Annotated in this window: 22 protein-coding genes and 1 pseudogene; 11 read left to right on the top strand and 12 right to left on the bottom strand. The window is 72.3% G+C overall.

Translation table 11 applies throughout. The features are described 5' to 3' along the window. Positions 1-18 precede the first annotated feature (18 nt). Together OCT49_RS20475 and OCT49_RS20470 are read right to left on the bottom strand one after the other, a co-directional pair. Entirely contained in the window at positions 19-1,953 is a 1,935-nt protein-coding gene (locus OCT49_RS20475) for a protein kinase domain-containing protein (RefSeq protein WP_283853306.1), read from the bottom strand. Between the two features lie 588 nt (positions 1,954-2,541). After that, positions 2,542-3,420: a menaquinone biosynthetic enzyme MqnA/MqnD family protein gene (locus tag OCT49_RS20470; protein WP_283853305.1), complete on the bottom strand. Its 879-nt coding sequence runs from the start codon at positions 3,418-3,420 to the stop codon at positions 2,542-2,544. Between the two features lie 466 nt (positions 3,421-3,886). On the opposite strand from OCT49_RS20470, the gene OCT49_RS20465 reads away from it, so the two are divergent. Both OCT49_RS20465 and OCT49_RS20460 read left to right on the top strand, forming a co-directional pair. Next, entirely contained in the window at positions 3,887-4,090 is a 204-nt protein-coding gene (locus OCT49_RS20465) for a cold-shock protein (RefSeq protein ID WP_003967102.1), read from the top strand. Between the two features lie 353 nt (positions 4,091-4,443). Next, a complete protein-coding gene (locus tag OCT49_RS20460; protein WP_283853304.1) occupies positions 4,444-5,268 on the top strand; it encodes a MerR family transcriptional regulator in 825 nt (274 codons plus the stop codon). A 174-nt stretch (positions 5,269-5,442) separates the two neighbouring features. Here OCT49_RS20460 and OCT49_RS20455 read toward each other — a convergent pair whose 3' ends face one another. Then, positions 5,443-6,675 carry an amidohydrolase family protein gene (locus OCT49_RS20455; protein ID WP_283853303.1) on the bottom strand — a complete coding sequence of 411 codons (1,233 nt, stop codon included), beginning with the start codon at positions 6,673-6,675 and terminating at the stop codon, positions 5,443-5,445. Between the two features lie 261 nt (positions 6,676-6,936). On the opposite strand from OCT49_RS20455, the gene afsR reads away from it, so the two are divergent. The 3 genes from afsR (at position 6,937) to OCT49_RS20440 (ending at position 10,636) form a co-directional block, all read left to right on the top strand. Continuing rightward, complete coding sequence (gene afsR / locus OCT49_RS20450) at positions 6,937-9,903, top strand: SARP-family global regulator AfsR (protein WP_283853302.1); 2,967 nt, start codon at positions 6,937-6,939, stop codon at positions 9,901-9,903. Positions 9,904-10,097: 194 nt separating this feature from the next. Then, positions 10,098-10,283, top strand: a complete 186-nt coding sequence (locus OCT49_RS20445; RefSeq protein ID WP_283853301.1) for a hypothetical protein — start codon at positions 10,098-10,100, stop codon at positions 10,281-10,283. 194 nt (positions 10,284-10,477) lie between these two features. After that, positions 10,478-10,636 (top strand): hypothetical protein, encoded by a 159-nt coding sequence (locus OCT49_RS20440; RefSeq protein WP_283853300.1) that lies wholly within the window; start codon positions 10,478-10,480, stop codon positions 10,634-10,636. A 65-nt stretch (positions 10,637-10,701) separates the two neighbouring features. Here OCT49_RS20440 and OCT49_RS20435 read toward each other — a convergent pair whose 3' ends face one another. The 3 genes from OCT49_RS20435 to OCT49_RS20425 form a co-directional block, all read right to left on the bottom strand. Then, positions 10,702-11,100 carry a PIN domain-containing protein gene (locus tag OCT49_RS20435; RefSeq protein WP_283853299.1) on the bottom strand — a complete coding sequence of 133 codons (399 nt, stop codon included), beginning with the start codon at positions 11,098-11,100 and terminating at the stop codon, positions 10,702-10,704. Then, positions 11,097-11,372, bottom strand: coding sequence for a hypothetical protein (locus OCT49_RS20430; protein WP_283853298.1), 276 nt, complete (start codon positions 11,370-11,372; stop codon positions 11,097-11,099). The genes OCT49_RS20435 and OCT49_RS20430 overlap by 4 nt, the downstream gene beginning before the upstream one ends. An 88-nt stretch (positions 11,373-11,460) precedes the next feature. After that, a complete protein-coding gene (locus OCT49_RS20425; protein WP_283853297.1) occupies positions 11,461-13,023 on the bottom strand; it encodes a FadD3 family acyl-CoA ligase in 1,563 nt (520 codons plus the stop codon). A gap of 91 nt (positions 13,024-13,114) precedes the next feature. Between OCT49_RS20425 and OCT49_RS20420 the strand changes: the two genes are divergently transcribed. From OCT49_RS20420 to OCT49_RS20410, 3 genes are read left to right on the top strand one after another with little or no spacing between them, the layout of a single operon-like run. Next, positions 13,115-14,263, top strand: a complete 1,149-nt coding sequence (locus OCT49_RS20420) for a lipid-transfer protein (protein ID WP_283855879.1) — start codon at positions 13,115-13,117, stop codon at positions 14,261-14,263. A 5-nt stretch (positions 14,264-14,268) separates the two neighbouring features. Then, a complete protein-coding gene (locus OCT49_RS20415; protein ID WP_283853296.1) occupies positions 14,269-14,709 on the top strand; it encodes a Zn-ribbon domain-containing OB-fold protein in 441 nt (146 codons plus the stop codon). Positions 14,710-14,715: 6 nt separating this feature from the next. Further along, positions 14,716-15,516 carry an enoyl-CoA hydratase/isomerase family protein gene (locus OCT49_RS20410; protein WP_283853295.1) on the top strand — a complete coding sequence of 267 codons (801 nt, stop codon included), beginning with the start codon at positions 14,716-14,718 and terminating at the stop codon, positions 15,514-15,516. A gap of 60 nt (positions 15,517-15,576) precedes the next feature. Here OCT49_RS20410 and OCT49_RS20405 read toward each other — a convergent pair whose 3' ends face one another. Further along, positions 15,577-16,119 carry a hypothetical protein gene (locus OCT49_RS20405; protein ID WP_283853294.1) on the bottom strand — a complete coding sequence of 181 codons (543 nt, stop codon included), beginning with the start codon at positions 16,117-16,119 and terminating at the stop codon, positions 15,577-15,579. A gap of 159 nt (positions 16,120-16,278) precedes the next feature. On the opposite strand from OCT49_RS20405, the gene OCT49_RS20400 reads away from it, so the two are divergent. Next, positions 16,279-16,722 (top strand): hypothetical protein, encoded by a 444-nt coding sequence (locus OCT49_RS20400; protein ID WP_283853293.1) that lies wholly within the window; start codon positions 16,279-16,281, stop codon positions 16,720-16,722. Between the two features lie 41 nt (positions 16,723-16,763). Here OCT49_RS20400 and afsK read toward each other — a convergent pair. Next, positions 16,764-19,159, bottom strand: a pseudogene (gene afsK / locus OCT49_RS20395) (protein serine/threonine kinase AfsK). 670 nt (positions 19,160-19,829) lie between these two features. Here afsK and OCT49_RS20390 point away from each other — a divergent pair. Then, entirely contained in the window at positions 19,830-20,477 is a 648-nt protein-coding gene (locus tag OCT49_RS20390; RefSeq protein WP_283853292.1) for a TetR family transcriptional regulator, read from the top strand. Positions 20,478-20,799: 322 nt separating this feature from the next. Here the strand turns inward: OCT49_RS20390 and OCT49_RS20385 are convergent, their stop codons facing one another. Together OCT49_RS20385 and OCT49_RS20380 are read right to left on the bottom strand one after the other, a co-directional pair. Further along, entirely contained in the window at positions 20,800-21,342 is a 543-nt protein-coding gene (locus OCT49_RS20385) for a nitroreductase family deazaflavin-dependent oxidoreductase (RefSeq protein WP_283853291.1), read from the bottom strand. Then, complete coding sequence (locus tag OCT49_RS20380; protein ID WP_283853290.1) at positions 21,339-22,607, bottom strand: acyl-CoA dehydrogenase family protein; 1,269 nt, start codon at positions 22,605-22,607, stop codon at positions 21,339-21,341. The genes OCT49_RS20385 and OCT49_RS20380 overlap by 4 nt, the downstream gene beginning before the upstream one ends. Positions 22,608-22,824: 217 nt before the next feature. On the opposite strand from OCT49_RS20380, the gene OCT49_RS20375 reads away from it, so the two are divergent. Continuing rightward, positions 22,825-23,994: a thiolase C-terminal domain-containing protein gene (locus OCT49_RS20375; protein ID WP_283853289.1), complete on the top strand. Its 1,170-nt coding sequence runs from the start codon at positions 22,825-22,827 to the stop codon at positions 23,992-23,994. 33 nt (positions 23,995-24,027) lie between these two features. On the opposite strand, the gene OCT49_RS20370 is transcribed toward OCT49_RS20375, so the two are convergent. Then, a complete protein-coding gene (locus tag OCT49_RS20370) occupies positions 24,028-24,432 on the bottom strand; it encodes a PIN domain-containing protein (protein WP_283853288.1) in 405 nt (134 codons plus the stop codon). Continuing rightward, positions 24,425-24,703 carry a type II toxin-antitoxin system Phd/YefM family antitoxin gene (locus OCT49_RS20365; RefSeq protein WP_283853287.1) on the bottom strand — a complete coding sequence of 93 codons (279 nt, stop codon included), beginning with the start codon at positions 24,701-24,703 and terminating at the stop codon, positions 24,425-24,427. The genes OCT49_RS20370 and OCT49_RS20365 overlap by 8 nt, the downstream gene beginning before the upstream one ends. Positions 24,704-24,710: the final 7 nt, after the last annotated feature.

Raw genomic sequence — 24,710 nt, 5'->3', positions numbered from 1 at the left:
CGCCAGCCCCTGTCGGGTTCAGCTGCCGGACCGGGTCAGCGTGCCGTACGGAAGCCCCGCGCCCCGCTCCTCGGACCGGAACTCCAGGGTGCCGTCGGCGGTGCGGGTGAAGTGGACGACGGAGGTGGTGGAGGTGCACAGGCCGGGGGTGCTGGGGCGGTCCGGGTCGGTGCGTTCCTCCAGGGTCAGCTCCTTGCCCTCGACGAAGGTGAGGGTGGCGACGCTGTTGCAGCTGACGGTGATGCCGAGGCGGGTCAGCTCGGTGTTCATGCGGACCACGTCCGCGCCCTTCTTCCCGGCGGTGAAGACGGCCGTGAGCGTTCCGTGCGGCTGCCCCGTGGTCTTCTCGGTGACCGGGCCCTGCCACGTGCCGACGAACTCCTTCGGGAGCGCGGCGGCCTCGCCCGCTCCTCCCGTGCCGGAGTCGCCCGATTCGGTGGGCCGCGACGGGCTGGACCGGGAGGCGCCCGGCTCGGGGCTCTCGCTGCCGTGCCCGGCGTCGGCGCTGGTGTTGCCGCCCGGCATCAGGTCGAAGAGGAACGCGGCGCCCACGGTCACGGCGGCGAGTGCGCCCGCCACGGCGAGCGCGAGGGTGCAGCTCAGCCTCCGGCCGCGGTTCGCGTCCGGCCGGGCCGGGGTGGAGTCCGCGCTGACGGTGACGGAGAAACGGGGGTCGGCGGGCCGTGGACCGTACGGCCCGGACCTGTCGGACCGGCCGTGCGGTCCGGCCGTCCCCGAGGCCCCGGCGGTCCCCGGCGCCCCGGTCGTTCCCGGTGCTCCGGCCGTTCCCGGTGCTCCGGCCGGCTCGCCCGCACCGGCCGGGGTGGGCCACGAGGGCAGTATGCCCGGATGCGACAGCCGGGTCGGGTCGTGCGTGGGGAAGGGATCGACCGGCGGCCCGAACCCGCTGCCCGCACTGCCGAACCCGCCGCCCCCGCCGCCGGGCCCGCCCGTGCCCCCGTTGCCGCCCCCGTCCCCGTTGCCGCCCCCGTTCCCGCCGGCCGCGCCCCACGCCGCGCTGCTGAACGGCACCGGCCCCGACTGCACCGGCGCGTCCTGCGGCTCCAGGTCCAGCAGCGCGACCGCCGACCGGCTGACCTCGCGCACCAGCGGTCCGGGCAGCCACCCGGCCGCCACCAGCGCGGCGGCCCCGTCCGGCGCCAGCCGCCGGGCCAGCTCCAGGGGCGTGGGCCGGTCCCGGGGGTCCTTCATCAGGCAGCCGGCGACGACCTCCCGCAGGTCCCCCTCCAGCTCGCCCAGCTCGGGCTCCTCGTGCACCACCTTGTAGAGGAGTACGGCCGAGGAGTCGCCGAGGAAGGGGGCCGTCCCGGTCGCCGCGTACGCGAGCACCGCGCCGAGCGAGAAGACGTCGGCCGCGCCCGAGACGTCGACGCCCCGGATCTGCTCGGGCGCCATGTAACCGGGCGAGCCGACCGACACCCCGCTGGAGGTGAGCGAGGCGGTGGCGCCGAGGGCGCGGGCGATCCCGAAGTCGATCAGGCGGGGGCCGTCGAGGGCCAGCAGCACGTTGGACGGTTTCACGTCGCGGTGGATGAGGTCCTGCGCGTGCACGGCGGCCAGCGCCTCCCCGAGCCCGGCGCCCAGCGTCCGCACCGCGTTCTCGGGCAGCGGCCCGTGCTCGGCGACCGCGGCGGAGAGCGGCGGCCCGGCCACGTAACCGGTGGCGACCCACGGAATGGGCGCGTCCGGGTCGGCGTCCAGCACCGGCGCCGTCCACTGCGCGCCGATCCGCCGCGCCGCGTCCACCTCGCGCCGGAAGCGGGCGCGGAACTGCTCGTCGAGGGCGAAGTGGGGGTGCACGACCTTGACCGCCACGGTGCGCCCTCCGGCGCTGCGCCCCAGATAGACCCGGCCCATGCCGCCCGCACCGAGCCTGCCGAGCAATCGGTAGGCGCCGATGCTCAACGGTTCGCCGGCTTCCAGCGGCTGCATATGAACTCCCCCTGTGTACCGGCCCGACCTCCGACCGAAGCCTAGGGGGCGAAGGTCATCGGGTCACAGAGGAAACCATCCGCCTATTTCGCCCCTGAGGGAACGAACAACAACTTTCGGCACCACAAAAGGCGTGAATGAGTCGTTCACCCGAGCGATTACGGTGCGCGAACCAGCTCGCCGCATCCCGCCTTCGGGCAATCGGTTATTCGACGCGTATTGCCCCGAATCGAATCGACGGCCGGACGGACCGGGAACGGAGCGAAGGGAACGGAACGGAGCAAGAGGAAGGGAAGGGAACGGAGCGAGGGGAAGGAGACGGAAGAGAAGGGAAGGGCGCGGGGGAGAGGGCGGGAAGAGGGGCGGGAACGGATAAGCGCCCCGGAAAGTACAGGATTCATCCATGTCCGGCGCATTCCCCCGACAACCCGATCCGCACATTCACCCGGCGGCCCGATCCGCACATCCGCCCGGCGGCCCGATCCGTACCTCCCCCCGGCGGCCCGATCCGTACCTCCCCCCGCCCGCGCCCATGCGGCACCCGTATCCCCGTACCGCATCCCGCCGCGCCCCGCCTCCCCCGCGCGGTCAGCCGCCGAGCAGCTCGACCTTCACGTCCGCGGGGAAGCCGGTGGTCGGGCCGACCCGGCGCGCGAACTCCGACACGCCTGCCAACTGGTCCGGCCCGAAGCGGAAGTCCAGGGTCGTGAAGTACCGCTCCAGCACCTCCGAGTCGAACGCCTCCCAGCGCGCCGCCTGTTCCGCGACCTTGGCGACCTCCTCCAGGGAGAGGTCCCGCGAGGCCAGGAACGCCTCGTGCACCTTGCCCACCCGCTCGGGCTCGATCGCCAGGTAGTCCTTGCGGGCCGCCCAGACCGCGAAGACGAACGGCAGCCCGGTCCACTCCTTCCACATCTGCCCGAGGTCATGGACCTGGAGGCCGAGCCGGGGCGCGTCGTGCAGGTTGGCGCGCAGCGCGGCATCGCCGATCAGTACGGCCGCCTCCGCCTCCTGCATCATCAGGCCCAGGTCCGGCGGGCAGGTGTAGTAGTCCGGGTTCACCCCGTACCGCTCGGCGAGCAGCAGCTGGGCCAGCCGCACGGAGGTGCGCGAGGTCGAGCCGAGCGCCACCCGGGCCCGGTCCAGCTGTTCCAGCGGGACCTGGGACACGATCACGCACGACATGACGGGACCGTCGCAGCCCACCGCGATGTCGGGGAAGGCGACCAGGTCGTCGGCGTTGCGCAGGAACTCCACCAGCGTGACGGGGCCGATGTCCAGATCGCCCCTGATCAGTTGCTCGCTGAGCCTTTCCGGGGTGTCCTTCGAGAGCTCCAGGTCGAGCAGGGTCCCGGTGCGTGCCAGCCCCCAGTACAGCGGCAGGCAGTTGAGGAACTGGATGTGGCCGACGCGCGGCCGGTTGCGGCGGCCGTCGCCCGCGGCGGTTGAAACGGTTGAATTGTCCACATCGCGAGGCTAGACCCGCGGCGCCACCCGTACGGCACCGGGGGCGCGGGGCGTTCCCGATCCCACTCCCCGGAGCACTCCCGCCCACTTCCCGGAGCGCCCCCGCACCCCTTTCCGGAGCACTCCCGGCCCCTTCCCGGAGTGTCCGCGTCCGGTTCCCGGCAGGCACCCGCGCCGCGTTCCGGAAGTGCCGCGAGGACCCCTTCCGTACTCCTCGAAGACCCCTCCTCGACACCCTCCGGTGCAGCCACTTCGTGTGGTCATCGGCACGGCAATCAAACATCCGAGTGAAGTGATCTTTCCCTCTACCCCTCGATACACGCTGCGTGCTAGGCTCGACGCAAGTTGCAGTTTGGTTTCCCTTGCAGTACAGAGCCTGCGGAGCATGTAACCCGCAGGCTTTTGTAGTTTTCAGACTTCTATGCAGGTTCTGGAGCAGGGCAACCCTTTGGCCCAAGGAGGGCTTATGGCTACCGGAACCGTCAAGTGGTTCAACGCTGAAAAGGGCTTCGGCTTCATCGCCCAGGACGGCGGCGGCCCGGATGTCTTCGTCCACTACTCCGCGATCAACGCGTCCGGGTTCCGCTCCCTCGAGGAGAACCAGGTCGTGAACTTCGACGTCACTCAGGGCCCCAAGGGTCCGCAGGCTGAGAACGTCACCCCGGCCTAGTTGCCCGGGTCGGCCGATCGCGGCCGGCTAGTAGTACCCAAGGAGCCCCGCTCCTCCGCCTCGGCGGGGAACGGGGCTCCTGCCTTTCCCGTTTCTCCGCTTCCCGCGCCTCCCGCTCACCCCCCTCCGTTTCTCTTCCCTCCCCGCTCCACTCTTCTCCGCTCTCCTGCGCTCTTCTCCGCTCTCCTGCGCCGGTTTTTGCCGCCCGCGCGGGAGTACCGGCGGCGGAACGGAATTCCTGCCCGCCGACCGTTCCCCGCGCCTTCCCCGGCCCGTTCCTTTTCCGCTTCCACGGCTTTCCGTACGACGGCGCTTGACCTTGACACCGTGTGAAGCCGTGGAGTGAAGACATCATGTTCACCATCGGAGACTTCGCCCGGTACGGGCGGGTGTCGGCCCGGATGCTGCGCCACTACGACGCCATCGGGCTGCTGCGCCCCGACCGCACCGACCCCGCCACCGGCTACCGCTTCTACGGCGCCGCCCAGCTCGCCCGCCTCAACCGCATCATCGCCCTCAAGGATCTCGGCTTCACGCTCCAGCAGGTGCAGGTCATCCTCGACGAGCAGGTGGGTCCGGAGGAGCTGCGCGGCATGCTGCGGCTGCGCCGGGCGGAACTGGAGGCGGCCATGCGGGCCGCCGCGTCCCGGCTGGCACAGGTCGAGGTGAGGCTCCGGTCGATCGAGAGCGAGGGACACATGTCCACGAACGACGTCGTCGTCAAGAAGGTCGCGGCGGTACGGGTCGCCGAGCTGACCGGCACCGCGGCGAGCTACGAGCCGGAGCACGTCTCCCCCGTGATCGGCCCGCTGTACGAGCGGCTGTTCCCCCTGCTGGAAGCGGCGGGTACCGTGCCGAGCGGGCCGGGGATCGCGTACTACGAGGACGCGCCGGAAGGCGGTGCGGTCGTCGTCCACGCCGGGGTCACGGTCTCCGCGCCGGTGGGTCCGGTCGGCGACACCGGGATCACGGTGGTCGAGCTGCCCGCGTTCGAGGCCGCGACGATCGTGCACCGGGGGTCGATGGACGGTGTGCTGCCGACCTCCCAGACCCTGGCCCGCTGGATCGACGCCCACGGTTACCGGTCCGCGGGGTACGCCCGCGAGATCAGCCTGGAGTGCCCCGAGGACCGGGACCAGTGGGTGACGGAGCTCCAGGAGCCGATCGCCCGGGTCTGACCCCGTAATCGGATCACGAGTCGGATCACGGGTCCGATCCGGGGCCTGATCACGGGTCCGATCACGGGCCTGACCCCGGATCCGACCACGGATCGGATCCCGAACCGGATTCCGGATCGGACCATGTCCTTCCGCGGACGGCGCCCCGTGCCCCGGCCGCGGAGGGGCGCGCCCCTACCGTCCTCCCCCGCTCCCCGCCCACAGCCCGTCGTCCGTCAGTCCCAGCAGGTCGATCGCGTTGCGGCGCACGATCCGGTCCACCACGTCGGCGTCCAGGTGCCCCATCTGCGCCTCGCCGACCTCGCGGGACCTGGGCCAGGTGGAGTCGGAGTGCGGGTAGTCCGTCTCGTACAGGACGTTCCCCACCCCGATCGCGTCCAGGTTCCTCAGGCCGAAGGCGTCGTCGAAGAAGCAGCCGTACACGTGCTCGGCGAACAGCTCCGACGGCGGGCGGTGGACCTTGTCGGCGACGCCGCCCCAGGCCCGGTTCTCCTCCCAGACCACGTCGGCGCGTTCCAGGACGTACGGGATCCAGCCGATCTGACCCTCCGCGTACATGATCCGCAGGTTGGGGAAGCGTTCGAACTTGCCGCTCATCAGCCAGTCGACCATGGAGAAGCAGCAGTTGGCGAAGGTGATGGTGGAACCGACGGCGGGCGGGGCGTCGGCCGAGGTGGACGGCATCCTCGAGGACGAGCCGATGTGCATCGCGATCACCGTCCCCGTCTCGTCGCAGGCCCGCAGGAACGGATCCCACTCGTCCGTGTGAATGGACGGCAGACCGAGATGCGGGGGTATCTCGGAGAACGCCACCGCGCGCACGCCGCGCGCCGCGTTGCGCCGGACCTCCTCGGCGGCCAGGTGCGCGTCCCAGAGCGGGATCAGGGTGAGCGGGATGAGCCGGCCCCGCGCCTCGGGGCCGCACCACTCCTCCACCATCCAGTCGTTGTAGGCGCGCACCCCGAGCAGCCCCAGCTCACGGTCGTTCGCCTCGGTGAAGGTCTGGCCGCAGAAGCGGGGGAAGGTGGGGAAGCAGAGGGCGGACTGGACGTGGTTGGCGTCCATGTCGGCGAGCCGCTCGGGCACCGAGAACGAACCCGGACGCATCTGCTCGTACGTGATGATCTCCAGCTTGATCTCGTCCCGGTCGTAGCCGACCGCGGTGTCGAGCCGGGTGAGCGGCCGGTGCAGGTCCTCGTACACCCACCAGTCGCCGATCGGCCCGTCGTCGCCCCGCTCCCCCATCACGGGTGCGAACTTTCCGCCCAGGAACGTCATCTCCTTGAGCGGTGCGCGGACGATCCGCGGACCTCGGTCGAGGTACTTGGACGGGAGCCGGTCCCGCCAGACATGAGGGGGCTCCACCGTGTGGTCGTCCACCGAGATGATCTTCGGGAAGGTCTCCATGTCCACCACGGTAGCGCCGATCTGACGAACCGTCAGCCATCTGTGCGGCCACCCTTTCCGAAATCGTTGTCGAGGGCTTGTGCAGAGCGTCACCCACTGCTGTCGTGGCCGCCCAAGACAAGGCAGACTGTTGAGCGCGATACCAGCGGTACCGAGCAATCCGGATCCACCCGGCCCGGAGCGGTACAGGGACGGGTAATCCGGACGGGCGGCACCGGCACGACCGGCGCACCGGCGGGGCGAGCAGGGCAGGAGGCAGCAATGGACCGTGACCACGGGCCGCGCGCGCGTGTTCCGGAGCAGCGTGCTCCGCAGCAACGGTCGGCACCCGGTGCCGAACTGCGCTTCTCCGTGCTCGGTCCGGTGCGGTCATGGCGCGACGGCGAGGTGTTGCCGTCCGGTTCGCCGCAGCAGCGCGCCCTGCTGACCGCGCTGCTGCTGCGCGACGGCCGCACGGCCACCGCCGCCGAACTCATCGACGCCATCTGGGGCGACGAACCGCCCTCGCAGGCGCTCGCCGCCATACGTACGTACGCCTCCCGGCTCCGCAAGGTGCTGGGCCAGGAGACGCTGGTCAGCGACGCCGGCGGGTACGCGATCCGGGCCGACCGGGACGCCCTCGACGTGAACGTGGTCCGGGACCTGGCGGCCGAGGCGGAGAAGGCCCGCGCCGGTGGCGACCGCGCGCAGGCCCGCGCCCTCCTCGGCAAGGCGCTCGGGCTGTGGGAGGGCGAGGCGCTGGCGTCGGTGCCCGGCCCGTACGCCGAGAACCAGCGGACCCGGCTGGAGGAGTGGCGGCTCCAGCTCACCGAGACCCGCCTCGACCTGGACCTGGAGGTCGGCAGCCACGCGGAGGCGGTCTCCGAACTGACCGCGCTCACCGCCGCGCACCCGCTGCGCGAGCGGCTGCGCGAGCTGCTCATGATCGCCCTGTACCGCAGCGGCCGGCAGGCCGAGGCGCTCGCGGTGTACGCCGACACCCGCCGGCTGCTCGCCGACGAACTGGGCGTCGACCCGCGCCCCGAGCTGTCCCAGCTCCAGCAGCGCATCCTCCAGGCCGACGAGGAACTGGCCCGCCCGTCGGACGAGCCGGCCCCGCCCCCCGCACCGGTGCGCCCCGCCCAGCTCCCGGCCACCGTGCCGGACTTCACCGGCCGCTCCTCCTTCGTGCGCGAGCTCGGCGACCGGCTGGCGACCGCCGAGGGGTCCGTCATGGCCGTCTCGGCCCTGGCCGGCATCGGCGGCGTCGGCAAGACCACCCTCGCCGTGCACGTCGCCCACCAGGCACGCCAGCACTTCCCGGACGGCCAGCTGTACGTGGACCTCCAGGGCGCGGGGGCGCGGGCCGCCGAACCGGAGACGGTCCTCGGCGCGTTCCTGCGCGCCCTGGGCACGGCGGACTCGGCGATCCCCGACTCCATGGACGAACGCGCCGCGCTGTACCGCTCCACCCTGGACGGCCGCCGCATCCTGGTCCTCCTGGACAACGCCCACGACGCGGCCCAGATCCGCCCCCTGCTGCCCGGCACCGCGGGCTGCGCGGCCCTGGTCACCAGCCGCGTCCGCATGGTCGACCTGGCCGGCGCCCACCTCGTGGACCTGGACGTGATGTCGCCCGAGGAGGCGCTCCAGCTCTTCACCCGGATCGTGGGCGAGGAGCGGATCAACTCCGAGCGCGAGGCGGCCCTCGACGTGGTCGCCGCCTGCGGTTTCCTCCCCCTGGCCATCCGCATCGCCGCCTCCCGGCTGGCCGCCCGCCGCACCTGGACGGTCTCCGTCCTCGCCGCCAAGCTCGCGGACGAACGCCGCCGCCTGGACGAGCTCCAGGCCGGGGACCTCGCGGTGAAGGCCACCTTCGAACTCGGCTACGGGCAGCTCGAACCCGCCCAGGCCCGCGCCTTCCGCCTGCTCGGCCTGGCCGACGGCCCCGACATCTCCCTGGCCGCGGCGGCCGCCCTGCTCGACCTGGACGCGCACGTGGCGGAGGACCTCCTGGAGGCCCTGGTCGACACCAGCCTCGTGGAGTCGGCGGCCCCGGGCCGGTACCGCTACCACGACCTGGTGCGCCTCTACGCCCGCTCCTGCGCGGAGCGCGGCGAGCTCCCGGAGGAACGCGAGTCGGCCCTCTCCCGCCTGCTGGACTTCTACCTGGCGACGGCGGCGGGGGTGTACGCGCTGGAGCGGCCGGGGGACCGCACGGTCGCCCACCTGGAGCCCACGGAGAGCAAGGGGCTTTCGTTCACCAGCCACGAGCAAGCGCTCGACTGGCTCTACTCCGAGGCTAGTTCGCTGCTGGCGTGCGCCCAGCAGTCGGCTGTCGCCGGAACCCTCCGGCGGAGTGTCGATCTCCTCATGGCCTGCAAGGACCTCGCTGAATCCGGCGCCAACTCGCGCCAGTTCGAGTCCGTGGCCACAGCGGTGCGGGATGCCGCGGCGACGGCCGGCGATCCACGCTCCGAGGCCCGGGCACGGACGACGCTCGCGCAGGTGCACAGCACCGCCGGCCGTTTCGACCAGGCCGACGAGGAAGCACGCAAGGCCATGCGGCTCGCGCCCTCGACGGACGACGTGTGGACCCACTGCAACGCCCCCAACGAGCTCGGGATCATCGCCGGATACCGGAATCGGCTCGACGAGGCGGAGACTCTTCTCCAGCAGACCATCGCCGCCTTCCGGGCCGATGCCAATCAGCCCGGCGAGGCGAGCGCCCTGTGCAACCTGTCCCGGGTTCACCTCGCCATCGGGCACACCGCGAGCGCGGTGGAACTCGCCAGCGAGGGCGTGGCCCTCTACAACCGCATGGGGCTCACACTCCGGTTGGCCAACGGCCGCTACGCCCTGGGCCTGGCCCTGGCCCGCGCCGGCCGGCAGGACGAGGCACAGGACCGGCTGGCCGAGGCGCTCTCCGTCTTCCGTGACAGCCGGCAGAAGCTGTGGGAAGGGATGACCCTCTTCCGCCTGGCCGAGGTCCACCTCGACGCAGGGCAGCCCGCCCAGTCCGCGGGTCTGGCCGAACAGGCCCTGACGGTCCTGTTGCACGTGGGCGGCGAATGGCGGCGCGCCAACGTGCTGACCACGCTCGGGAAGGCCCTCCAGGGCATAGGGCAGGCGGACCGGGCAAGGGCCTGCTGGCGGGAAGCGCTCTCGGTCTTCGACCAACTGGAGGCTCCCGAGGCGGCGACCGTGCGTCAGCTGCTCTCCTCCGCCACGATCGCCAGCGGATCCTGACAGGCGTTCATCATTCGTTTATCGCTCCACGGCACTCTCTTACCTGTCGACTCGTCGTGTCGGGGGGCAGGCGGGTCGGCAGGGGGACCGCGCACTAAGGTGAACGGCTCTGAACAGCCCGTCCGGCAGTCAACGGGGGAACAGCCGGACGGGCTTGGCCGCCTATCCATGTACCGAGTAATGGAGTTCACGACATGAGCGACGACAAGAAGATCCAGGTGCCGAACCAGGCATCGGGCAAGACGGGGGACGTCAAGCCCACCGACAGTCACATGACCGGTGGTGAGCCGGAGATCAAGCCCATGGACAGCCACATGACCGGTGGCGAGCCGGAGATCAAGCCCATGGACAGCCACATGACCGGGGCCGATCCCCGCTAGTTCTTCATGTGACGGGGAAGGCGGCCGCGGCGGCGCGGAGGGGGAGCCGTCGCGGCCGCCGCATGTCTACACACCTGCAGTCAGGTAATCGCGCCAACAATTGATCGCTTCTCGCCAGAGGGGTTCCGAGATCGCCCCCCCTGTCACTAACGTCACTTCACGTCCAGAAGCTTGCTCCCATCACAGGAGTTGGAATGACCCGCACGAAGAAGACCCTTGTCGCCGCCGCGTTCGCCGTGGCCCTCGGCCTCGGCGCGGCCACCCCGGCCCTGGCCGAGAACCACGCCGGAGACACCCCGGTCACCACCCAGGACACCGTGGTAACCCCGCAGGACGAGAACCACGCCGGCTGAGCCGCACCGCACAACAGCGAAGGGGCACGAGCCGGTCGGCTCGTGCCCCTTCTTCGTGTCCGCCCCTACAGCCCCTGGACCAGCACCTTCGGGTCGCACAGCTTCCCCATGTCGTCCTCGTCCGAGGTGAGGACGACCACCCGGCCCCGCTGCCGCCCCGCGATCACCGCGAGGGCCGCGTCGATGGCGTACTTGTGACCGTGCAGGCCGGTGTCCGCCAGCAGGCCGATCGCCTCGTCCGCGACCTCCTTGGTCACGGGTTCGACGACGATCCGGGACATCGCCCAGTTCCACTCCGCGCGCCGGATCCTGTCGTGATACGCCTCGATGAGCGTCATGGAGCTGGTCAGGACCCTGGCACCCACCTGGTGGGCCTTGGTGAGCATGGCCGTCATGGCACGCTCACGGCGTACCGCCCTCGACAGGGCCTCACTGTCCAGCACGAAACAGAGATCTGCTGTCACGCGGCCGCCGCTCCGTCCTGTGCGTCCGGCTGCCGTTCCTCGAACCACCGCTCGATGTCACGCATCTCCGCCGCGGCAGCCGCCTGTTCCTCCTCCGTGGGCGGCCCGCCCTTCTCCTGCATCCACGCCACCAGCTCCCCCAGCCGGTCGTGCTCGCGCTGGCGCTCTATGGCACGGGTGACGTACGCGCTGAAGGCCCCCGGGCCCACCTCGCTGCGGATCTCCTCCGCGAGCTCCTCCGGCAGCGTGACCGTGTACTTCTTGGTTGCCATACAGGTCACCATACTCTCGGGCGGATCCGGCCGACGACCCCGTTCACTCCATGAGGTGAGCACATGACCTCATGGTGTGAACGCCCTGTCAGCCGCCCGTCCGCCCCCGCAATTCCCCCTTCAGCACCTTGCCGCTCGCGTTGCGCGGGAGTCCGGGCACGAACTCGACCGTGCGGGGGACCTTGTAGTTCGCCATCTCGCGTCTCGACCAGGCGATCAGGTCGTCGGCGGTCGTCGTCGCGCCCGGTCTGCGGACCACGTACGCCTTGCCGACCTCGCCGAGCCGGGGGTCCGGGACGCCGATCACCGCCACGTCGGCCACGTCCGGGTGCAGGCCGAGAAGCTGTTCTATCTCGGCCGGGTACGCGTTGAAGCCGCCGACGATGAACATGTCCTTGATCCGGTCGGTGATCCGGAGGTTGCCCGCCCCGTCGAGGACGCCCACGTCGCCGGTGCGGAGCCAGCCGTCCGGGGTGATCGCGGCGGCCGTGGTGCCGGGGTCCTCGAAGTAGCCCGCCATCACGTTGAAGCCGCGGACCAGGATCTCGCCGGGCTCGCCGGGGTCGGCCAGGACGCGGACCTCCGTGCCCGGGATCGCCCGGCCCGAGGTGGTGGCGACGGTCTCCGCCGGGTCGCCGCGGCGGCACATCGTGACGATGCCGCTCGCCTCGGAGAGGCCGTACGCGGTGAGGACCGTCGCGATGCCCAGCTCCGTGCGCAGGCGTTCCACCAGTTTCAGGGGGACCGCCGCCGCGCCCGTCACGACCAGGCGCAGGGCGGAGAGGTCGTGGGCGGAGCGCGCCGGATGGTCCAGGAGGGACTGGTGGAGGGTGGGCGGGCCCGGCAGGACCGAGATGCGTTCGGCGGCGATGTTGGCCAGGGCGGTGTCCACGTCGAACACCGGTTGCGGGACCATCGTCGCGCCCCGCATCAGGCACGCGATGACGCCCGCCTTGTAGCCGAAGGTGTGGAAGAAGGGGTTCACGATCAGATAGCGGTCGCCCTCGCGCAGACCGGCCAGTTCGCTCCAGATCGCGTAGCAGCGCAGGGTCTGGGCGTGGGTGATCACCGCACCCTTGGGCCGGCCCGTGGTGCCCGAGGTGTAGATGATGTCGGAGGGGTCCGAGGGGGCGATCGCGTCGGCCCGGGCGCGCGCCTCGGCCCCGGACACCTCCTTCCCCGCCGCCAGGAAGTCCTTCCAGGTGACGTAGTCGTCGGGGGCGGAGTCGGCGAGCACCACCACCCGTTCCAGGTGCGGGAGCGGCACCCCGGCCCGGCGCAGGGACGCCACGTAGGAGGTGCCGAGGAAGGTGCCCGTCACGAACAGGAGCCTCGCCCGGCTGCGTTGCAGGACGTACGCCGCCTCCGTGCCCTTGAAGCGGGTGTTGAGGGGGACGAGGACCGCGCCCGCCGTGACGGCGCCGAGTGCGGAGACGATCCAGTCCAGGCCGTTCGGGGCCCAGATCGCGACCCGGTCCCCCGGCGCCACGCCCGAGGCCAGGCACGCGGCGGCGGCCCGCTCGACACGTTCGCCGAGTTCGGCGTACGAGATCCGGGTCCGGCCCTCGACGACCGCCTCCCGGTCCCCGTACCGCCGCGCCGCCGCCCGTACCAGCCCCGGGATGCTGCCCCACTCCTCGTCGCCGCGCATCGCTCGCCCTCCTGACGCAATAGCTGACTATCCGTCAGATTAGCTGTAGCCTCAGCCGCTGTCAGCAGTCATGACTGCCTGGGAGGTGGCGGTGACGGCGCTCAAGGACGCGACGGCGATAGCCGGCATAGGACAGACGGCCTTCGCGAAACGACTCCCCGAATCCGAGAAGACCCTGGCCTGCCGGGCCATCGTCGCGGCGCTCGACGACGCGGGCATCGCCGCGTCGGAGGTGGACGCGTTCGCCTCGTACACCATGGAGGAGACCGACGAGGTCGAGATCGCCAAGTCCATCGGGGCGGGCGATGTCACCTTCTTCAGCAAGGTGGGGTACGGCGGCGGCGGCTCCTGCGCGACGGTCGCGCACCTCGCCGCCGCCGTGGCGACCGGGCAGGCGGGCGTCGGCGTCGCCTGGCGGTCGCGGAAGCGGGGTTCGGGCCCCCGGCCCTGGAAGAACACCGCGGCGCAGCTGCCCACCCCCGGCCAGTGGACCCGCCCGTACGGACTGCTGCGGCCGGCCGACGAGATCGGGATGCTGGCCCGGCGGTACATGCACGAGTACGGGGCGACCCGCGACCATCTCTTCAACGTCGCCCTCGCCTGCCGCAACCGCGCCAACCAGAACCCGGACGCGATGATGTACGAACGGCCGCTGACCCGCGACATGTATATGACCTCGCGCTGGATCAGCGAGCCGCTCTGCCTCTTCGACAACTGCCTGGAGACGGACGGGGCGCTGGCCTGTGTCGTCGTGTCGGCTGAGCGGGCCCGCGACTGCCGGCACAGACCCGTCTACATCCACTCCGTCGCCCAGGGCCTGCCCGCCCAGCACCACGGGATGGTCAACTACTGGAACGACGATCCGCTCTCCGGTCCCGCCTGGACGGCCGCCCGGCAGCTGTGGAAGCAGGCCGACTTCGGCCCGGACGACGTCGATGTGGCGCAGATCTACGACGCGTTCACCCCGCTCATCCCGCTCTCCCTGGAGGGCTACGGCTTCTGCGGGCGCGGCGAGGGTGCCGCGTTCACCGAGGGCGGGGCGCTGGAGAGCGGCGGCCGGCTGCCGATCAACACCGGGGGCGGCGGGCTCAGCGAGGCGTACGTGCACGGCTTCAACCTGATCACCGAGGGCGTGAAGCAGTTGCGCGGCGTCTCCACCGCCCAGGTCCCGGACGCCGCCACGTGCCTGGTCACCGCGGGCGAGGGCGTGCCCACGTCCGCCGTACTGCTGAGGAGTTGACCGGAATGGATGGAATGCTGCTGCCCGTGGTGGACGAGGACGGCGCGCCGTTCTGGGAGTACGCGGCCCGGGGCGAACTGCGGGTGCAGGCGTGCGCGGCCGAGGGGTGCGGGCGGCTCCGCTTCCCGCCGCGGCCGTGCTGCCCGCACTGCCGGTCCTTCGACAGCGAGTGGCGGCCGACGAGCGGGCGCGGGCGCATCTGGTCGTACGTGCTGCCGCACCCGCCGCTGCTGCCGGCGTACGCCGAACAGGCCCCGTACAACGCCGTGGTGGTCGAACTGGCCGACGTGCCGGGCATCCGGCTGGTCGGGAACGTGGTGAGCGGGCCGGACGCCCCGCTGGACTCGGTCGATCCGGCGCGGCTGCGGATCGGCGCGCCGGTGCGGGCGGTGTTCTGCCCGGCCGGGTCCGGGGTGACGCTGGTGCGCTGGCTGCTGGAGAGGTGAGCGACGGTGGCGCTGCGCACGGAGCGGGACGGGGGGACCGGGGTCGCGCTCGTCACCCTCGACCGGCCCGACCGGCTGAACGCGATCGACCTGGCCATGGCGGACGAACTGGCCGCCGCCTGGCGGGCGTTCCGCTTCGACGACGGGGTGCGGGCGGTCGTGGTCACGGGGGCGGGCGGCCGGGCCTTCTGCACCGGGATCGACCGGGGGGTGGACGTGCCGCAGCCCTCGTCCCCGTACGCGATCGACGACCCGCTGATCGCGATCGGGCCGAAGGCGAACGACCTGTGGAAGCCGGTGATCGCGGCCGTCGAGGGAATGGCCTGCGGCGGGGCGTTCTATCTGCTGGGCGAGGCGGAGTTCGTGATCGCGGCCGAGGGGGCGACGTTCTTCGACCCGCACACGACGTACGGCATGGTCAGCGCGTACGAGGCGATCTCCATGGCGCAGCGGATGCCGTTCGGCGAGGTGGCCCGGATGTCCCTGATGGGGACGGCCGAACGGGTCTCGGCCCGCCGCGCGTACGAGACCGGGCTGGTCAGCGAGGTGACGGAGGCCGGGGGTGCGGTGGCGGCGGCGCTGCGGGCGGCGGAGGTCATCGCCTCGTACCCGACGGCGGCGGTGCAGGGGACGGTACGGGCGGTGTGGTCCGCGAAGGAGGCGGCCAGGGCGCAGGCCATGGCCCACGCCCCGCACCTGATCGCGCTGGGGAACCTGCCGCCGGAGCAGCAGGCCGAGCTGTTCCGGGGCCGGGACGGAGGTAACGGAGGTAAGGGCGGGGGCCGGGGCGGGTTCCGGACCCGGTGAGGCCGGGGGACCGGCTCCCGGCTCGATGAAGTCGGGAGGCGGGTTCCCGGCCCGGTGGGGTCAGTAGCTCAGCTCGGCCTCGACCCGGCACTTCTTCACCCGGGAGACCTTGCGCGGGTTGTCCATCCGCACGCTGACGGTCTCGGTCTCGCCGCCCTCGGCGGTCACGCTCGCCTCACCGGTGTCGACGGTGTCGCCCCGCGCGTCGAGGAAGGTGACGTCGACCTCGTAGGTGTGCGAGCCGGTGGCGTTGGCCGTGAGCCGGACGGTGGAGGTGGTGACGGCCTTGCGCTTGCCCTTGCGGGGCTGGGCGCAGCGGAGGACGTAAGCCTGGGGCTCGTCCGAGGCGGTGGGGGTGGGGGTGACGTAGTCGGTGCCGCCGGAGGAGGAAGAGGAGCTCGACGAGTCGTCGTAGACGTAGTCGTCGTTGTCGTAGTCGCTGCTGCTGCCGTTGCTCTTCTTGGAGTTGGAGCAGCCCCCGCCGCTGCTGCTCGATCCCTTGCTCTTGCCGCTGCGACCGCCGGAGGAGGAGGTGGAGAAACCGGTGAGGGCGAGTACCACCACGACCAGTACCGCGGAAAGCTTGATGTGCTGCCGCATCATCGATGCAGCCCCCCTTGTGTTGTTGTCCGTTTCTTCTGTTCTCGAACGACCGCGCGACACGCTAGCGCACGGTGGCGGGGGTGCGGGGGCGGGCGTAGCGTCGGGGCCGAGAGCGGTGCAGAGCTGTGACACCTGCCCGTACCCCGCAGGAGGCCGGTGATGATCCGCAACGTCCTCGGCCCGGTCCTCGGCTCGGTCCTCGCTCTCGCCGGAGCGACAGCCGTCGTGCTGAGTCCCTTCCGTGCCTGGTACGACGGCCGTCCCGGCCTGGGGTGGGGCGTGGCCCAGGCGGTCGCGGGCGGGGTGCTGCTGCTGGCGGGCCTGGTGGTGATGTCGGGGTGGCCCGGCCGCAGGACGCGTGAGCGGCCGTACGCGGCACCCGGTTCGGAACATCCGGACACCTGGCCGCCGACGCAGGAGCCGGGGCCGTCCGTCCAGACGAGCACGCTGCCGGAGCCCGAACCGGAGCTGTACACGGGGCCGCCCCCGGAGCATCGCCCGGCACACCACGAGAAAGCGGCCGAGGACGAAGACGGGGGCGAGGGCAGGGACGAAGACGGTAACGAGGGGCCGGGCACCGGTCGCCCGCCGCCGCGCCGCTGAGGCCCGCGTGCGGGTGCACGGGCCCCGGGGCGCGGGCGCGGTCACGCCCGGGCCCGGCCGCCTCCCGTGCCCGTGCCCTTCAGCGCGTCCAGCGCGTACACGCAGCGGTCCTTGCTGCACGCGTACACGACGCCGCCCTGCGCCACCGGCGAGCCCGTGATCTCGCCACCCGTCGCCAGCTTCCAGCGGAGCTGCCCGCCCGCCGCGTCCAGGGTGTACAGGACGTGGTCGGCGGAGCCGAAGTGGACCCGCCCGTCGGCCACCACCGGCGAACCCACCACCTCGCCGCCGGCCGCGAACCGCCACTTCGGGGTGCCGGTGACCGCGTCGAGCGTGTACAGGGCGCTGCCGCTGCCGACGTGCACGTTCCCGCCCGTGACCAGGACCGGTTCGATCGACTGACGGGCCTCCGTGGCGATGCGCCAGCGGTCCTTGCCGGTCGAGGCGTCGATCGCGTAGACCGTGCCGAGGTAGTCGGCGAGGTACACGCCGCCGCCGGTGACGGCGGGGCCCGGGGCGAAGGCGGGCGGGGAGAGGAAGACCGAGGGCGACTCGAAGTGCCAGCGGACGTGGCCGGACATGGCCTCGACGGCCAGGACCCGGGCCCCCGCGCTGACGTAGACGTAGCCGTCCGGGGCGGCCGTCACCCGGACCGGCACACCGCCGCAGGAGGCCGCGTCGCCGATGGGGTAGGACCAGCGCTCGATGCCGGTGCGGGCGTCCACGGCGCGCAGCCGGGCGTCCTGCCAGAGGTAGACCGTGCCGTCGTGGATCACGGGCCCGGCCTCGGCCGTCTCGAAGTCGGTCTGCAGGCCGCTGCTCTCCCACAGCTTCTCGCCCGAGGACGCCTCCCACGCCTGGACGCCGCCGCCCCGGGTGCCGGTGACGACGGTGCCGCGCCCGGCCTTGAGGGAGTACACCCAGGCGTCCGTCTGCAGCCGCCACTGATCGGCGCCGGTCGCCGCGTCCAGGGCGTAGAGGGACGGGCCGTCGGAGGCGTGGATCCTGCCGCCCTCGACGGCCATCACCCAAGCCACGTCGCGGGTCTTGAACTGGCGCCGCCCGTTGCCGACGTCCAGGGCGTGCACCTCGAACGACGTGACGTAGAGCAGGTCCCCGGCGACGACGGGCGTCCCCCAGACGTCGTTGGACATCCGGAACCGCCAGGGCCGCCAGCGGTCCGGCTCGGGCGGGGGGTCGGCGGGCTGCGCGGGGCCGGGCACGGGGGCAGAGGCGGGGGCGGGGGTGGTGCGGGTGGAGCCGCCCACCCCGGCGGGCGGGCGCACCCAGCCGGTCGCGGGGCCCGCGTCCGCGGCGGCCGGGACGGCCGAGCGCACGTCCTGGGCCCGCGGGCCGGGGCCGATCGGCACCTTCGCCCCGGGCAGCCGCACCGGGCCCCCGGGTCGGGGGCGGGCGCCGTCAGGGAGGCCGAGGAGCGCGGATCGGGGCCGGCGTGCCGTCCGCCGTCGGGGCCGCCGGGCGGCGGCCCGGGCGGCGGGGGCGGCGGGGGCGGCGGGGTGACCGGCGGGGCGGGCGCGGGCCGCCGGCCGCCGCGGCGCTGCTCGATCATCGTGGTGGCGGAGGCCGGCAGCCACGCCGAGGCCGTACCGCTGTCGTCGCCGCCGGAGGCGAACAGGTGCGGGGCGAGCTGGGCCTGGAGGTCGGCGGGGGTGGGCCGCAGCGCGGCGTCCATCTGCATGCAGGACTCGATCAGCGGGCGCAGCTCGCCGGGCAGGCCCTCCAGGTCCGGTCCCTCGCGCAGCAGCATGAAGACGGTCTCGACGGGGTTGGCGCCGTGGAACGGGGCGTGGCCGGTGGCGGCGAAGACCAGGGTGGAGCCGAGCGAGAAGATGTCGCTGGCGCCGGTGACGCTGCGCGAGTCCCTGGCCTGCTCGGGCGACATGTAGGCGGGGGTGCCGACGGCGACGTTCGTCATGGTCAGCCGGGTGTTGGAGACCCCGGACGCGATGCCGAAGTCGATCACCCGGGGGCCGTCCTCGACGACGAGCACGTTCGACGGCTTCATGTCGCGGTGGACGAGCCCGGCGCCGTGGATGGACTGCAGCGCCTCGGCGATCCCGGCGGCCAGCCAGCGCACCGCCTGGACGGGCATGGGCCCGCACTCGGTCACTATCTCTTCCAGCGAGGGGGCCGGTACGTAGGCGGTGGCCAGCCACGGCACGGCCGCCCGCGGGTCGGCGTCCACCACCGCGGCGGTGTAGAAGCCGCTGACGGCCCTGGCCGCCTCCACCTCGCGCGTGAAGCGGACCCGGAACAGCTGATCCTCGGCGAGCTCCGTGCGCACGGTCTTGATCGCCACCCGCCGGCCCGAAGCCGAACGGGCGAGGTAGACGAGCCCCATGCCGCCGGCACCGAGCCGGCCCAGCACCTCGAACGGGCCGATCCGCCTCGGGTCGTGCTGCGTCAGCTGCTCCACCACTTGCCCTGCCACCTCCCCGTACGGGCCTCAGGAACAGAAGCCCGCGAAAACCCGCCCTGTACGGCGTCTCACCACTGGGCACCACCCGGCGGTGCGCACCCCCGATTCTTCCTGGCTGAGGCCCCGGTTGCGAACCCGGGGGCGGATCGGGGTGTCACAGCTCACTCCATCCCCATCCCGGACACAGGGGGACGGAACGCATCGAACGCGACGCCGCGACCGCCCCGCCGGAGCGGCCTCCCGACCGTCGCACCAGGGTTCGCAATAGCACTTTTGCCGCACTCCCGCCGCATCCCGGACACGAAACGATCGCGCCATGTCCGCACTCCGACCGCGACCGCCCACCACCGCACCGGAAACGGCACACATCCCGCCCACCCGCGACCCACAACCCATTTCGGTGACGCTCCTCACAGTCGGGGCGGCAACGGGGCGCCCGGGACACCCGGCAACCCAACAAAAGCGAACAAATTTTCGACGGAAAAGTTCCATACTCACAGCGTCACGGAAAGTTATCCACGGAAGTTATCCACAGGCTGTTGATACGACTTACCGCCGAGCGGTGCGCATCCGTCGAAATCCGGCCACTCCCCCCACCGTTCCTGCGGGGCTCCCCATTTGCACTCGGCCGAATCGCGCTCCGATCACCCCTCGGTAAGCTGACGGCATGACAGGACAAGTACGCACCGTCGACGGCCGCGTGGCCGGTCGACGCGGACAGGCGACGCGGCAGAAGCTGCTCGACTGCCTCAGCGAGATGCTCAGCTCCTCGCCGTACCGGGACGTCAAAGTCATCGACGTCGCCCGGAAGGCGGGGACTTCCCCCGCGACCTTCTACCAATACTTCCCCGACGTCGAGGGCGCCGTCCTCGAAATCGCCGAGGAAATGGCGAAGGAGGGCGCCGGATTGACCGAACTGGCCGCCGGCCGCTCCTGGGTCGGCAAGGCCGGCTGGCAGACGGCCGAGGAGCTCGTCGAGGGCTTCCTCGACTTCTGGCGGCACCACGACGCGATCCTGCGCGTGGTCGACCTCGGTGCGGCAGAGGGCGACAAACGCTTCTACAAGATCCGTATGAAGATCCTGAACTCGGTCACCAACTCCCTCACCGATTCGGTGAAGGAGCTCCAGGCCAGGGGCAAGGTCGACAAGGACGTCAGTGCCGCCGCGATGGCGGGCTCGCTGGTCGCGATGCTGGCCGCAGTCGCCTCGCACCAGAAGGGCTTCACGACCTGGGGCGTGAAACAGGCCGAACTCAAGCCGAACCTCGCCCTGTTGGTACATCTGGGCATCACCGGCAGGAAACCGACGAAGTAGCACCGGCGCCAACGCCCCATCCCCCACTGGGCATCGCGCGGCAGTTCCGGGCGCCCCAGGTCCTGTCTCACGGACGGCGGACCACTCAGGTGGTCCGCCGTCGGTGTACCCGGACCGTTTTCACGCACATGGCGCACATTCCCGTGCGCGTCCACGTGCCCCCGGGCACGTCCGCACACCCCGTACGAGTCGATGCACTCCCGTACGCGTCCGCACGCCGCCGCGCGCCCCGTACACCCTCACGCGCCCCGCACGCCCCGAGCGCTCCCGTATGCCCGAGTGCCCCCGCGTCCGCGTCCGGGGCCTCGCGTTCGCGTCCGGCTCAGGACGTCGGGTCGTCCCGCCGTTCCAGCCTGAACAGCCTGATCTCCCGCTCGACCCGCGCCTGGTAGGCCGCGTACGGCGGCCAGAACTCCAGCGCCCTGCGCCACACCGCCTCCCGTTCCGCCCCCTCCAGCAGCACGGCCCGTACCGGAACGTCCCGGCCCCTGCGGTTGACGACGGCCTTGTCGGGGCCGGCCAGCAGGTTCGCGGTCCAGGCCGGATGCCCCGGACGGCCGAAGTTGCTGCCGATCAGGATCCAGCCCGTCTCCGCCCCGCCCCCGCCTCTGTTCCCGCCCTTGCTCCCGTTCTTGCCGCCGTCCTCGTACTCCGGCATGCAGGCCAGCGGGGTGACCCTGGGCCGCCCGCTCCGTGCCCCCGGCACCGTCAGGACCAGCCCCGGCAACATCTGCGCGCTGAGCAGCACCCTGCCGCGCGTGAGCCGGTGCACCGTACGGTCCATGGCGGGGACGACGTGCGGGGCGATCCGCGCGAACGTGCGGGTGGCGGAGACCTTCCGGACCAGCCGGACGCCGGGGGTCATCGGACCGTCACCCGTTCGGCCGCTCCCGGACCGGCGGCCTGGGAGCCGGCGCCGGGTGGGTCGAACAGTGCGGCCTGCCGGGCCGCGTGGTCGCGGAGCGCGTGCACCGGGCCGAGGAGCAGTTCGGCGGCCGCGGCCCGCTTGAAGTACAGGTGCGCCTCGTGTTCCCAGGTGAAGCCGATCCCGCCGTGCAGCTGGACGGCCTCGGCGGCGGTCAGCCGCAGCGCCTCCAGGGCCTGGGCGAGGGCGAGCCCGCCGGACGCCGGGTCCCAGGCCGCGTAGTACGCGGCGGAACGGGCCGCCCGCACCTGTACGTACAGGTCCGCCAGGCGGTGCTTCACGGCCTGGAACGAGCCGATCGGCCGACCGAACTGTTCGCGCGTCTTCACGTGTTCGACGGTACGTTCCAGGGCGCCCGCCGCCGACCCCACCGCCTCTGCGGCGAACAACGCGGCGGCCGGTCCGCCCACCTCGGCGAGTGCGGCGGTGACGTCCTTCGTGTCGTCGGCGCCGAGGAGTTCGGCCCCGGTGTCGCGGAGTTCGACGCGGGCCGAGGGGCGGGTGCCGTCCAGGGTGGTGTGCCGGCTGCGGACGAGACCGTTCGCGGTATCGGGGCGGACCAGGAAGAGGAGCGTACGGCTGCGCGGGAAGCCGCCGGTGTGGGCCGCGACCAGGAGGAGGTCCGCGCTGTGCCCGTCGAGGACCTGGTCCACCTCCCCGTACAGCCGCCGCACCGTCGGGCCGGTGAGGGCCGTGGTGCCGGTGGTGACCGTCGTGCCGGTGGGGGCCGAGGCCGCCTGCACGCCGCCCGCCCGGCCGCCGCCCGCCCAGGTGCCGCCGGTGGAATCGGCGACGAGGCCGAGCGCGGCGGTGAGCGCACCGCCGGGGACGGCCAGGGTCGCGGTCAGTTCACCGGCCGCGATGCGCGGCAGCAGGTCGGCGCGCTGGGCGTCGGTGCCGAGCGCGGCGATCAGGGGTGCGGCGAGGGCGGCGGTGGCGATCAGCGGGGAGGGCAGCAGGGCCCGGCCGGTCTCCTCGCAGGCGACGGCCAGCTCGGCGAGGCCGCAGCCGACGCCCCCGTACTCCTCCGGCAGGGCGAGTCCGGGCAGCCCCAGGTCGCGGGCGAGCCGCCGCCACAGGGAGGTGTCGTACCCGTCGGCGGTCAGCGCGGCGCCCCTGACGTCGTCGGGCGTGCCGTGCCTGGTCAGCAGTGTGCGCAGGGTGCGTCGGATCTCGTCCTGTTCCGCGCTGAAGGCGGCGTCCATCGGCGGGCTCCTTCCCCCGGGGCTTCCGTTTTCCCCGCGGGGGCCTTCCGCCCCCGATCTGACGGGGCGTCATGTTAGGGGTGAATCCGCGAGATGCCCAGAGCCGCGCACCACCCCGCCCTCACCACCGGCACACCCCTCGCACCCACCCCGGCGCCCGAAGCGCCACCCCGCCGGGGAGGTTCCCCCGACCCATATCTGATGTACCGTCAGATCCATGCCTTCTTCCCACCGCAAGGTCGCTGTCGTCGGCATATCCCTCGCCGACTGCGGGCGCGCCGGGACGGCCACGCCGTACACCCTGCACGCCCGGGCCGCCCGCCGGGCACTGGCCGATTCGGGACTGGACCGGTCCGTGGTCGACGGTTTCGCCTCCGCCGGACTCGGCACGCTCGCCCCGGTCGAGGTCGCCGAGTACCTGGGGTTGAAACCCACCTGGGTGGACTCCACCTCGGTCGGCGGCTCGACCTGGGAGGTGATGGCGGCCCACGCGGCGGACGCCGTCGCTGCGGGCCACGCCAATGCCGTACTGCTGGTGTACGGGTCGACGGCCCGCTCGGACGTGAAGGCGGGCCGCCGCACCTCCAACCTCTCCTTCGGCGCGCGCGGCCCGCTCCAGTTCGAGGTGCCGTACGGGCACTCGCTGATCGCCAAGTACGCGATGGCCGCCCGCCGTCACATGCACGAGTACGGGACGACCCCGGAGCAGCTCGCCGAGGTGGCGGTCCGGGCGCGGGCGAACGCGGCGGCCAACCCGGACGCCATGTTCCGGGACCCGATCACCGTGGACGACGTGCTGTCGGGGCCGATGATCGCGGACCCGTTCACCAAGCTGCACTGCTGCATCCGCAGCGACGGCGGCTGCGCGGTGCTGCTGGCCGCCGAGGAGTACGTGGCCGACACCGCGAAGGCCCCGGTGTGGGTGCTCGGCACGGGGGAGCACGTCTCGCACTCCGCCATGTCCGAGTGGGCGGACTTCACGGTCTCCCCGGCGGCGGTCTCGGGCCGCCTGGCGTTCGAACGGGCCGGGGTGCGGCCCGCGGACGTCGACCTCGCCGAGATCTACGACGCGTTCACCTACATGACGCTGGTGACGCTGGAGGACCTGGGTTTCTGCGCGAAGGGCGAGGGCGGCCCGTTCGTGGAGAAGGGCCGGACGGGGCTGACCGGCGAGCTGCCGGTGAACACCGACGGCGGCGGCCTGTCCGCCTGCCACCCCGGGATGCGCGGGCTGTTCCTGCTGGTGGAGGCGGTACGGCAACTGCGCGGCGAGGCGGGCGACCGCCAGGTGCGCCGGCCCGGCGGGCGGCTGCCGGAACTGGCGGTGGCCTCGGGCACGGGCGGCTGGTTCTGCTCGTCGGGCACGGTGGTGCTGGGGCGGGGGTGAGGAACGGGCGGCGGCCCGCGCCCGGCCGGCCGGTCACACCGGGACGACGGTGAGTGCCCCCTCCAGTCCCTTGAAGTCGTCCGCGTTGCGCGTGTAGAGCGGCAGGCCCCTGACCGATGCGATGGCCGCGATCATCAGGTCCATGCGGCGGGGCCGGGGATCGCGCCGGGCGGCGATCACCAGGGCCACCAGGGTCCCGTAACGGGCGGCGGCGTCCGTATCGAAGGGCAGCGGCTCGAAGTCGGCCACGGCCGCACCGAGCTTCTCCATCCGGGCCGCCCGCACACCGGGGTCCTTGGCCATCGCCACTCCCTGCTGGAGCTCGGCCATCGTCACGGCCGTGAGCACCGGGAGGACCGGCAGGTCCTCCGCCCCCAGCAGATCGAGGTCGATGTATGCGCAGGTGTCGAGCACCCCCGCCTCATGCCGCTCAGCCACGCCCGCGCTCCCACGGGTCGTCGTCCCCGACCCGGTCCTCGGCTCCGAAGAATTCGTCGGCCTCGCGGCGCATCTGCGCGCCGTCCACACGGGGCAGCCGACGGTGCCTGGCCACCAGCTCCTCCGCGCTCAACCGCCTCTTCCGGGCGAGCGGGCGCAGTTCGGCGACCTCTATGCCGTTGCGGGTGATGTGAAAGACCTCGCCCGCCTCCACGGCGTTCATGACTTCGGCAGAGTTGTTCCGGAACTCGCGCTGGGTGATGGTCTTCATGCGGACA

The sequence above is a fragment of the Streptomyces sp. ML-6 genome, from assembly GCF_030116705.1.
Taxonomy (GTDB): Bacteria; Actinomycetota; Actinomycetes; order Streptomycetales; family Streptomycetaceae; genus Streptomyces.
This window is presented reverse-complemented; position numbering and strand designations above follow the sequence as displayed.

Coding starts and splice junctions, on each gene's coding strand:
- OCT49_RS20475 (WP_283853306.1), bottom strand. CDS start 1,953: ATGCAGCCGCTGGAAGCCGGCGAACCGTTGAGCATCGGCGCCTACCGA.
- OCT49_RS20465 (WP_003967102.1), top strand. CDS start 3,887: ATGGCTACCGGAACCGTCAAGTGGTTCAACGCTGAAAAGGGCTTCGGC.
- OCT49_RS20460 (WP_283853304.1), top strand. CDS start 4,444: ATGTTCACCATCGGAGACTTCGCCCGGTACGGGCGGGTGTCGGCCCGG.
- OCT49_RS20455 (WP_283853303.1), bottom strand. CDS start 6,675: ATGGAGACCTTCCCGAAGATCATCTCGGTGGACGACCACACGGTGGAG.
- afsR (WP_283853302.1), top strand. CDS start 6,937: ATGGACCGTGACCACGGGCCGCGCGCGCGTGTTCCGGAGCAGCGTGCT.
- OCT49_RS20445 (WP_283853301.1), top strand. CDS start 10,098: ATGAGCGACGACAAGAAGATCCAGGTGCCGAACCAGGCATCGGGCAAG.
- OCT49_RS20440 (WP_283853300.1), top strand. CDS start 10,478: ATGACCCGCACGAAGAAGACCCTTGTCGCCGCCGCGTTCGCCGTGGCC.
- OCT49_RS20430 (WP_283853298.1), bottom strand. CDS start 11,372: ATGGCAACCAAGAAGTACACGGTCACGCTGCCGGAGGAGCTCGCGGAG.
- OCT49_RS20425 (WP_283853297.1), bottom strand. CDS start 13,023: ATGCGCGGCGACGAGGAGTGGGGCAGCATCCCGGGGCTGGTACGGGCG.
- OCT49_RS20415 (WP_283853296.1), top strand. CDS start 14,269: ATGGATGGAATGCTGCTGCCCGTGGTGGACGAGGACGGCGCGCCGTTC.
- OCT49_RS20405 (WP_283853294.1), bottom strand. CDS start 16,119: ATGATGCGGCAGCACATCAAGCTTTCCGCGGTACTGGTCGTGGTGGTA.
- OCT49_RS20400 (WP_283853293.1), top strand. CDS start 16,279: ATGATCCGCAACGTCCTCGGCCCGGTCCTCGGCTCGGTCCTCGCTCTC.
- OCT49_RS20390 (WP_283853292.1), top strand. CDS start 19,830: ATGACAGGACAAGTACGCACCGTCGACGGCCGCGTGGCCGGTCGACGC.
- OCT49_RS20385 (WP_283853291.1), bottom strand. CDS start 21,342: ATGACCCCCGGCGTCCGGCTGGTCCGGAAGGTCTCCGCCACCCGCACG.
- OCT49_RS20380 (WP_283853290.1), bottom strand. CDS start 22,607: ATGGACGCCGCCTTCAGCGCGGAACAGGACGAGATCCGACGCACCCTG.
- OCT49_RS20375 (WP_283853289.1), top strand. CDS start 22,825: ATGCCTTCTTCCCACCGCAAGGTCGCTGTCGTCGGCATATCCCTCGCC.
- OCT49_RS20365 (WP_283853287.1), bottom strand. CDS start 24,703: ATGAAGACCATCACCCAGCGCGAGTTCCGGAACAACTCTGCCGAAGTC.